Here is a 1,074-nt window from a genome sequence, read left to right as displayed (position 1 = left end):
CCCGCATACCGACATGGGCAATGAAGTCGGCATGATGGCCAAGGCCACCCAGTCGCTGCAGGAAAAGGTGCGCGAACGCCATGCCATGTCCCGACGCCAGGAGGAACAGTCTCGTGAGCTGGACGCCGAGCGCAACCAGAACGCCGAGATGCAGCAGGCCGAAGCCGCCCAGCAGGCCCGCGTCGTCTCGACCATCGGCGCCGCACTCGAGGAACTCGCCCGCGGCGATCTGACCATCCGCTGCGGCGATCTCGGACCGAAGTATGCCGCCCTGCGCGACAACTTCAACGACGCCCTCTCCCACCTCGAGGCCGCCATGGCCAAGGTCAATTCCAAGGGTGTCGACATCTCCGGCTCGAAGGAAGAGATCCGTCGCGCCTCCAACGAACTGTCGCAGCGTACCGAACGCCAGGCCGCCAACCTGGAGGAAACCTCGGCGGCGCTCGACGAGCTGACGGTTGCCGTGCGCCAGACGGCCGAAGGTGCCCATGAGGCGGCAAAGCGCGTCACCTCTGTCAGCACCGAAGCCTCGCGCTCCGACGCCGTCGTCGCCCAGGCGATCGGCGCCATGAGCGGCATCGAACAGTCCTCCGCCGAGATCACCAAGATCATCGGCGTGATCGACGAGATCGCCTTCCAGACCAACCTGCTGGCGCTCAACGCCGGTGTCGAGGCAGCGCGGGCCGGCGAAAGCGGCAAGGGCTTTGCCGTCGTCGCCCAGGAAGTGCGCGAACTGGCCCAGCGTTCGGCAGCAGCCGCCAAGGAGATCAAGGAACAGATCTCCAAGTCGTCCTCTCAGGTCGAGAACGGCGTACAGCTGGTCGGCGAGGCCGGAGAGGCGCTGAAGCGCATCTCCGACCAGATCAAGGCGGCGAGCGACATCGTCACCAAAATCGCCCATTCGGCCTCCGAACAGGACACCACGCTGCGTTCGATCTCGTCGTCGATGAACCAGCTCGACGCCGCCACCCAGCACAATGCGGCCATGGCCGAAGAGACCACGGCTTCGGCCGAGGCGCTCGCCAACGACACCGAGGAACTGCTGAACCTGATCCGCGGCTTCCGCATCTCCGG

The 1,074-nt window shown here is 65.8% G+C and carries 1 protein-coding gene; it reads left to right on the top strand.

Translation table 11 applies throughout. The annotated features are described in order from the left end of the window. Positions 1-1,074, top strand: a 1,074-nt coding sequence (locus RNA01_RS23360) for a methyl-accepting chemotaxis protein (RefSeq protein ID WP_235916860.1), incomplete at both ends; no start/stop codon positions are given.

This window comes from Paenirhizobium naphthalenivorans (assembly GCF_007992095.1).
Taxonomy (GTDB): domain Bacteria; phylum Pseudomonadota; class Alphaproteobacteria; order Rhizobiales; family Rhizobiaceae; genus Allorhizobium; species Allorhizobium naphthalenivorans.
Note: the sequence above shows the minus strand (reverse complement) of the source record. Positions and strands in the feature narration are given on the sequence as shown.